Raw genomic sequence first — 8742 nt, 5'->3', positions numbered from 1 at the left:
GTTCCTCGATCAGAAGACGGGATGCTTCGTATGTACGGACCTCGTTGACGAAATCAAAGAAGCTTTTGCCAAGATGCTGGTTCAGCACATAGGAAAGCTGATTGGGTGTCACCCCAACAGCATTCGCGAGCTTTGGCATGGTCAGAAGCGGGTCGAACATTAAATCGCGCGCCGCAACAATACGATCAAGTTTTATCCGTATTCGACTGACATCGTCCATATCCAGAATGTGGCGCGCCATGCCCGACTGCACGACACTGGCCACATTTTCATCGCGTATTTCCGGTTCACCCTGTTCGGACTGAACAAACAATGCCGGATTTGCGGCGATGACATGACACATGCGGAGAAAAACGAGAACAAACGTCGCCTTTACCCCCAGCAGCAGCCACTCGCTGCGCGAAACGATGGTATCGAAAAGATTGATCAGCGTGAAAAGGGTGAAAATCACACTGAGCCCGATCAGCAATTCAAGCACCCAGCGACGCAGGCCTTTCTGATCAGCTTCAAGTTGCCGATCAGCATCCTGTAAATATCGAACCGCAACATGCCAAATCCGGAACATATAAATCGCAAACTGAATACAAAACGTTGCGATCAGCAGGATCAATAGAAGGTTAAACGTGCTGCTCTGACTAAAATCGAGATCGATATTGATTTCGGACTTTTTCGATCCGGATGCAGAAATGCTGTCAGCAAGCAGGTTCACAACCCCGATCATGATCAACGAAACGGGTAACATTGGTGCAAAATGCCACAGGGGCCTCGTTGAAGGATTACCGGATATTTCGCGGAAATAAAGGTAGATCGCTGGGATAAAAGCGAAAAAGAAAGGCGTCAAAAGCGGTGCCAGATACAAATTTACAAGCGGATTGACCATGGCGTCGACGATATCGTCGACAAAGCCCATTCCCACGGCCACCGCAAACATCATCAGCCAGCGATTTGCTCGAAATGCGCGTTTTCCCTCGCCCTGCAAAAGAATAATCAGAAAAACGGCCTGAACCGCGCCAAGTGCTGCAATCAGCAGCAGCAGCAAATCGATTGTTTCAAACATTCATATGCCCGTCATTTGCGACGATAAAGATTACAGCAGCGCTAAAGTACGGGGTTACGCCGCGACAGGGTCTCCGATCGGTAAACACTTGGCGTTTTGCCGGTGATTTTCTTAAAAGCCAGATTGAAGGTTGATTTGGAATTAAAACCAACACTGGTTGCGATATCAAGGATGGTGCGATCCGGCTCGTTTACCAAAAGGCGGGATGCCTCGCCGGTTCGGACTTCGTTGATGAAGTCAAAGAAGCTTTTGCCAAGATGCTGGTTCAGCACATAGGAAAGCTGGTTAGGGGTTGCACCGACTGCATTTGCAAGCTTTGGCAGGCTGACAAGAGGATCGAAAAGCAGGTCGCTTCTGGTCCTGATGGCGTCAAGCCGTTTACAAATTCTGCTGATTTCATCGGCATCCACCAAGTTGCGAGGTGCAAACCTGGTTTGCCTCGACCCGGTTGCCGTGAAATCACGGGCATCTTCATCCATTGCCATCTCTTGCGCCCCGTCCCATTCCGCCTGAACGAACAAAGCCGGGTTGTGCGCAATCACGTGGCACATACGAAAGAATACGAGCGCGAACGCCCCCTGTACAAGGGTCGTCAGCCATTGGCTATCGGTAATGAAAATATCGACAATCGTCGTTGCGGTAAAAATCAGAAAAATCAGGCTGATGCCAGTCAGCAGTTCCGTCACCCAGCGGCGCAGAACGCGCTGATCCGCACCGAGTTGTTCACCCGCCTGCCGCAGATAGCCAATCGCAACCCGCCAGATTTTGACCATATAGCCAAACAACTGGACATAAAGCGCAATAATGATTGTCAGCAGGATCGCAGCCACAGGCAAATGACTTTCAATATCGGTATCCAGTTCGAAATCGATTTCTCCGCCAATGTCGCCCGGAAGTATACGGGTGCGCATTATGTGTACCGCGACCGCCGTCAGGATGGCGACCGGCACCAGAATGACGAAATGCCCCCCCGGATAGCGCACGGGACGGTCAGCAATTTCGCGAAAATACAAGTAGATAGATGGCAAAAAGACAAATGTGACCGGTACAAAAATAATTGCCAGATACAGAATATAAAGCGGCGAGAGGAAGACATCGCTGATGTCTTCGACAAAGCTTGCGCAGGCGGTCAACGAGAACACCAGCAACCAGCGATTCGCACGAAATGCGCGTTTGCCCTCGTGCCGCAACAGCAGCATCAGGAATGCGGCCTGTGCAAGGCCGACTGCAGCAATAAGCAAAAGAACGATTTCGGACGTATCCATTCTTTATCCTGATGGTCGCTGTCTGTTGTTAACCGGGGCCGACGACAGCATCCCCAACAATTCCGGGGCGGTCGTGTGCGTATCTGCAGCAACTCGGTATTTGCTTGGTGTTGTACCGGTTACACGCCTAAACGCAAGATTGAAGGTGGATTTTGAATTGAACCCGACGGCCATGGCAATATCAAGAACCGGCCTGAGAAATGCCAAATATGGCAACCATCAGGGCCGCCAGATCAAACCGGCTTAAAGGCATCTTTCGGTCGCATTTGTTGATAAAGGAAATCTGCAAAACAGCGTACGCAAAAACCCGTAGCCTGAATGACGGTGTTTCTCAACGGCAATTTTTTGAATTCATGCTTGTTTCATCAAGCTGCCATGACGCGATACCGGGTTTGTATTCCGAAATCTTTTCACGCGCGAAAATGTAATCAGAGAACGTCCATTTTCGCGCCAAGATATTGAAATCGCCTGAATTGCCGAAAAATAATGCAGAAAATCACAAAGCCCGATTCGTGATCACCGAATTTAGCGGCCAACCCTTTGAATGTGAACTGTTTCACTTTTTGCGCATATAGCCGCAAGGCGCGACGCGACAATCACCATTACATGCAAAACGTTTTACAGGCGAAAGTTGCAGGCTTCCTCAGCCGCAGAACAATCTGTTATTTCCGAATAACACGCAAAATAACACCACAAAATGACCACAATCACGCAAAAAAGCACCATTTGTTTCAAATTTGTGGAATCGTGACTTGCAGATCACGCATGTCAGTCTCAGTATTTTTGCGTACGTACTTTCAGGGAGTACGTCGGCAACAAAGCAAAATAGATGAGGGAGACATTACAGATGTCACAAAACGCGAAGACCGCAAATGGTCTCGTGAAGGGATTGCTGAATTCCTCGCGGGCCTTTGTGCTGGGTACGGCATTGCTTGCCGGTTCCATGACCATGCTGTCCACCACACATGCACAGGCTGAAAAAATCCTGCGCGTCGGCAATGACGGCGAACCGCAATCAATGGACCCGCATTTCATTTCGACGGTTCAGACCAGCCGCCTGTCGGATGATATGTTTCTGGGTCTTCTGACATATGGCCCGGATGGTGAACCGGTGCCAGGTGCCGCTGAAAGCTGGACCGTTTCTGACGACGGCATGACCTATACCTTTAAAATTCGCGATCACAACTGGTCGGACGGCGTGCCGGTAACTGCCGGTGATTTTGTCGCGGGCTGGAACCGCCTGCTTGACCCGGCGACCGGTGCGGAATACGCATCCCTGCTTTATATCATCGAGGGTGCCGAGGCTGTTAACAGTGGCAAGGAAGGCGCGAAACTCGCGGCCACCGCCCTGGATGATAAAACCTTGCAGGTCAAACTGACTGCGCCAGCCCCTTATTTCCTGGCACAACTTACCCACCAGACCGCCTTCCCGATCCCGCAGCATGCGATTGCCAAATATGGCAAAGACTGGGTGAAACCGGAAAATATCGTGGTGAACGGTCCGTACAAACTGACCGAATGGCTGCCGAACGTTCATTCCAAACTTGAAAAGAACGCGGAATTCTATGACGCCGCCAATGTGCCGATCGACGAGGTGATCTATTACACCTATGAAGATCGCACCGCGATGCAGAACCGTTTCCGTGCAGGCGAACTTGACGTCGCACGCGACATCGCGTCCGAACAGATTTCCTGGCTGCGCGATAACCTTGCCGATAGCCTGCGCATCGCACCGTATGCCGGTATCTATTACTATGCGATCCGTACCGACAAGGACATGTTCAAGGATGTCCGTGTCCGCAAAGCCCTGTCGATGGCGATCAACCGCGAAGCCATTACGGACTCGGTTCTGAAAACCGGTGAACTTCCGGCCTATTCCTTTGTCCCGCCCGGAACCGGTAATTACGGCGAGCCAGCATACATTTCGTGGAAAGACCTTTCCTATAATGAAAAGCTCGAAGAAGCCAAAAAGCTTCTGGCCGAGGCCGGTTATGGCCCTGACAATCCGCTTAAATTCACCCTGCGCTACAACACGTCTGAAAACCACAAGCGCATCGCGATTGCGGCCCAGAACATGTGGAAGCAGATCGGCGTTCAGGCCGAACTGTTCAACACCGAAGGCAAAATCCACTATGCCGATCTGAAGGTCGGTAACTTTGAAGTGGCACGTGCGGGCTGGATTGCCGATTACAACGACGCGCAGAACTTCCTGTTCCTCGGCGAAGAACGGACCGGGCCGCTGAACTACGCGGCTTTTGATAACCCGCGTTACAACGAACTGATGCTGGAAGCCGAAAAGGAAGGTGACCTTAAAAAGCGTGCCAGCCTAATGAAGCAGGCCGAAGCCATCATGATGGAAGCACAGCCTTACATCCCGATTTACTACTATGTCTCGAAACAGCTCGTCTCACCGAAGATCGAAGGCTGGATCGATAACGCCCCGGATCGCCACCTGACCCGCTGGCTCGACATCAAAGAGTAAACGCCGGAGACTTTGCCGCAGGTCTGGATCACGGACCTGCGGCAACCTATCGGCCCCCAATGGGGATGAGAGAGAATTATGTTATCTTACGCCATCCGGCGCCTGATGATCGCGATCCCGACGCTGTTCATCGTGATCACGGTTGCCTTTTTCATGATGCGCATTGCACCAGGCGGACCGTTCGATCAGGAACGTGCCCTGCCCCCGGAAATCGAAAAAAACATCAAGGCCGCCTATGACCTTGATAAGCCGCTGCTTGAACAATACACGATCTATATCGGCAAAATCCTGCGTGGTGACTTTGGCCCGTCGATCAAAATTCGCGATTTTTCCGTCGCGGAACTGATCATGGCTGGCGCCCCGGCATCGATGCAGCTTGGCCTGTCGGCGATCTTTCTGGCACTGATATTCGGGGTTGGCTTTGGCACCTATGCCGCCCTTCGACAGAACAGTGCGGTTGATTTTGCGGTAATGGGCGTTGCCATGGTCGGCATTGCCATCCCGAACTTTGTCATGGCGCCGCTTCTGTCGCTGGTGTTTGGCCTGTATCTTTCGATCCTGCCAACGGCAGGTTGGGGAGACGGCGAAATTCAATACAAGATATTGCCGATCATCGCCCTTGCCCTGCCACAGGTGGCCTATATCGCGCGCCTGACGCGCGGGTCGATGGTCGAAGTCCTCCATTCCAATTACATCCGCACCGCACGCGCCAAAGGTTTGCGTGAAAAGCTTGTCGTCAACCGGCATGCGATCCGCGGCGCGCTTTTGCCGGTCGTATCCTATCTGGGCCCGGCAACCGCGGCGGTGATGACCGGTTCTGTGGTGATCGAAACCATCTTTGGCGTGCCTGGCATCGGGACCTATTTCGTCAAGGCAGCGCTTAACCGCGACTACCCGCTGGTGATGGGTGTGGTGATTGTCTATGCGGTGATGATCATCCTTCTGAATTTCCTGGTCGACATGGTCTATGGCCTGCTCGATCCCAAGCTGAAGTCACGCTCATGATGAACAAGGATCAAAAAACAGCTATGCTTCAGGCGGCAGGCGTCGCCGGAGAGATCGAGGGTCGCAGCCTGTGGCGCGATGCCCGTATTCGCCTGTTTCGTAACAAGGCCGCCGTCGGGTCGATGATCATTCTGGCCATCATTACCCTGATGGCAATTTTCGCCCCGCTGCTCAGCCCGTTTGAATACGACCAGATCGACTGGGGCTATATCCAGGAAGGTCCGAACTGGGAAAACGGCCATATCCTTGGCACGGATGGCAATGGCCGCGATATTTTCATCCGCATCCTTTATGGCGCGCGTGTATCCCTTGCGGTTGGTTTACTGGCAACGGCTGTGTCGCTTGTGATCGGCGTTACCTATGGCGCGGTCGCCGGCTATTTCGGCGGACGGATCGACAACATCATGATGCGGTTCGTCGATGTGCTTTATTCCCTGCCCTTCATGTTCTTTGTGATCATGCTGATGGTGGTGTTTGGCCGAAACATTTTCCTGATTTTCGTCGCCCTTGGCGCGGTTGAATGGCTGACCATGGCACGTATTGTCCGCGGTCAGACGCTTTCGATCCGGCGGCGCGAATTTATCGAAGCCGCCCATGCCACGGGTGTTTCGAACTTCAAGATCATTTTCCGCCATGTGATTCCCAACGTTCTGGGGCCGGTCATTGTTTACATGACGCTGACCATTCCGCAGGTGATCCTGACCGAAAGTTTCCTGTCGTTCCTGGGCCTTGGCGTGCAGGAGCCGCTGACAAGCTGGGGCGTTCTGATTTCCGAAGGGGCGAAAGTGATCGAAGCAGCGACCTGGATGCTGATTTATCCGGCGATCTTCCTGGCACTGACGCTGTTCTGTTTCAACTTCATCGGCGACGGATTGCGCGACGCCCTTGATCCGAAGGACAGATAGGCACATGACAAACCATATTCTGACTGTTGAAAACCTGCGTGCCCGCTTCCAGACCCCCGACGGCGAGGTCGAGGCTGTCAACGATGTCAACTTCCATATCGATCCGGGCGAAACACTTGGCGTTGTGGGGGAATCCGGATCGGGCAAAACCCAGATTTTCCTTGCCGTGATGGGGCTTCTTGCCAAAAACGGCAAGGCCACAGGTACGGTGCGTTACAAGGATAAGGATATCCTCAACATCCCGTCACGCCAGCTTAACAAAATCCGCGGTGTGACGATGTCGATGATCTTTCAGGATCCGATGACGTCGCTTAATCCGTTCCTCAAAATCTCCAGACAGATGACCGAGGTACTGGTGGAACATCGCGGCATGTCCGAAGGCGATGCGCTTAAACGCGCGATCAATATGCTTGACCGTGTTGGTATTCCGGGTGCGGCCCAGCGCGTGCATATGTATCCGCATGAATTTTCCGGCGGCATGCGCCAGCGCGTGATGATTGCCATGGCCTTGCTGTGCGATCCCGAAGTCCTGATTGCGGATGAACCGACCACCGCCCTTGATGTGACGGTGCAGGCACAGATCCTTGATCTGCTGCGCGACCTTAAAAAGGATTTCAATACGGCCATTGTCATGATCACCCATGATCTTGGCGTGGTGGCAGGCCTGTGTGACCGGGTGATGGTAATGTATGGCGGGCGGATTGTCGAAACCGGTTCGGTGCGTGACATTTTCTATGACAGCCATCATCCCTATACCGAGGGGCTTTTGAAATCGATGCCGCGCATCGACACGGCAAGCGAGGAACACATGTTTGCCATCCCCGGACAACCGCCTAACCTGCAAAACCTGCCAAAGGGATGTGCCTATCAGGAACGCTGCGCCTATGTGATGGATCGATGCTGTGTTTCCCGCCCAAGCCTGTTTGGCTTTGACGATGGTCGCGCCAGTGCCTGCTTCCGGGAGGACGGTCAATGAATGCGATCCGTAAAAAGAAAAACGTCCCGATCCTGTCGGTTCGTGACCTTAAGGTTCACTTTTCCCTGCCGGGTAAGGGATTGTTTGGGGCAGAACGCCAGCTTAAGGCCGTCGACGGGATCGATTTCGATCTGTATCCCGGCGAAACGCTTGGCATTGTGGGCGAATCCGGTTGTGGAAAATCGACCCTTGGCCGTGCGATCCTGCAACTGATCCCGCCGACCGACGGGCAGGTCGTTTGGCTGGGGCGGGATATTGTCGGCGCCCCCCATCGCGAAATGCAGCCGCTACGCCGGGATCTGCAGATCATTTTTCAGGACCCGCTGGCCAGCCTTAACCCGCGCATGACGATTGGCGAGATCATCGCCGAGCCGCTTGTGACCCACAAATCCGAACTGGGTAAGGACGAAATCAAGGCGCGCGTTAAACGCATGATGGCGCGTGTCGGGCTTTTGCCACAGATGATCAACCGCTATCCGCATGAATTTTCGGGTGGCCAGTGCCAGCGTATCGGCATTGCACGCGCGATGATCCTCAAACCGAAACTGATCATTTGTGACGAGCCGGTTTCAGCACTTGATGTATCGATACAGGCGCAGATCGTAAACCTGTTGCAGGAATTGCAGCGCGAATTTGATCTGTCGATGATTTTCATCAGCCACGATCTTTCTATCGTGCGCCATATCTGCCACCGCATATTGGTGCTGTATCTCGGCAATCTTATGGAGCTGGCCGACCGCGACAGCATCTATGCCAACCCAAAACATCCCTACACCAAGGCGCTGATTTCCGCAGTTCCGATCCCGGATCCTGAGATAGAACGCACCAAGGAACGCATCGTGCTGACCGGTGATTTGCCCAGCCCGATCAACCCGCCATCGGGTTGCGTGTTCCGCACCAGATGTCCGTTTGCCAAGGATGTCTGCGCGACCGATGTTCCGACCGTTGACACCGTCAACGATCACCATCAGGTGGCCTGCCATTTCCACGAACGGATGTAGGAGGGCAACCTCCCTTTGCACCACCCAAACTTAGTCGGGCCGTCTTGCGAC

General features: G+C 53.2%; 8 protein-coding genes. 5 read left to right on the top strand and 3 right to left on the bottom strand.

Translation table 11 applies throughout. The features are described from left to right. From SMB34_RS10505 to SMB34_RS21565, 3 genes are all read right to left on the bottom strand, one after another. On the bottom strand, nucleotides 1-1057 hold a 1057-nt coding region (locus SMB34_RS10505), incomplete at its 3' end, for a helix-turn-helix domain-containing protein (RefSeq protein ID WP_037989896.1). A 41-nt stretch (nucleotides 1058-1098) separates the two neighbouring features. Further along, nucleotides 1099-2322, bottom strand: a complete 1224-nt coding sequence (locus SMB34_RS10500; protein ID WP_037989894.1) for an AraC family transcriptional regulator — start codon at nucleotides 2320-2322, stop codon at nucleotides 1099-1101. Nucleotides 2323-2325: 3 nt separating this feature from the next. Then, the gene (locus SMB34_RS21565) at nucleotides 2326-2529 is read right to left on the bottom strand and encodes a helix-turn-helix domain-containing protein (RefSeq protein ID WP_205618044.1); all 204 of its coding nucleotides are present in this window, start codon (nucleotides 2527-2529) and stop codon (nucleotides 2326-2328) included. A gap of 640 nt (nucleotides 2530-3169) precedes the next feature. Here SMB34_RS21565 and SMB34_RS10490 point away from each other — a divergent pair. From SMB34_RS10490 to SMB34_RS10470, 5 genes are all read left to right on the top strand, one after another. Then, nucleotides 3170-4804, top strand: a complete 1635-nt coding sequence (locus tag SMB34_RS10490; protein WP_051682239.1) for a peptide ABC transporter substrate-binding protein — start codon at nucleotides 3170-3172, stop codon at nucleotides 4802-4804. Between the two features lie 78 nt (nucleotides 4805-4882). Further along, the gene (gene oppB, locus SMB34_RS10485) at nucleotides 4883-5809 is read left to right on the top strand and encodes an oligopeptide ABC transporter permease OppB (protein ID WP_037989890.1); all 927 of its coding nucleotides are present in this window, start codon (nucleotides 4883-4885) and stop codon (nucleotides 5807-5809) included. Nucleotides 5810-5832: 23 nt separating this feature from the next. Beyond that, nucleotides 5833-6714 carry an ABC transporter permease subunit gene (locus SMB34_RS10480; protein WP_051682242.1) on the top strand — a complete coding sequence of 294 codons (882 nt, stop codon included), beginning with the start codon at nucleotides 5833-5835 and terminating at the stop codon, nucleotides 6712-6714. 4 nt (nucleotides 6715-6718) lie between these two features. Beyond that, nucleotides 6719-7690: an ABC transporter ATP-binding protein gene (locus SMB34_RS10475; RefSeq protein WP_037989888.1), complete on the top strand. Its 972-nt coding sequence runs from the start codon at nucleotides 6719-6721 to the stop codon at nucleotides 7688-7690. Further along, nucleotides 7687-8691, top strand: a complete 1005-nt coding sequence (locus tag SMB34_RS10470) for an ABC transporter ATP-binding protein (protein WP_037989887.1) — start codon at nucleotides 7687-7689, stop codon at nucleotides 8689-8691. Before SMB34_RS10475 ends, SMB34_RS10470 begins: the two co-directional genes overlap by 4 nt. The last annotated feature ends 51 nt before the right edge of the window (nucleotides 8692-8742 follow it).

Origin of the sequence: Thalassospira permensis NBRC 106175, assembly GCF_000714555.1 — a bacterium.
Lineage (GTDB): Bacteria > Pseudomonadota > Alphaproteobacteria > Rhodospirillales > Thalassospiraceae > Thalassospira > Thalassospira xiamenensis.
The sequence above is the reverse complement of the archived record's forward strand: the minus strand, read 5'-3'. Positions and strand labels throughout refer to the sequence as shown.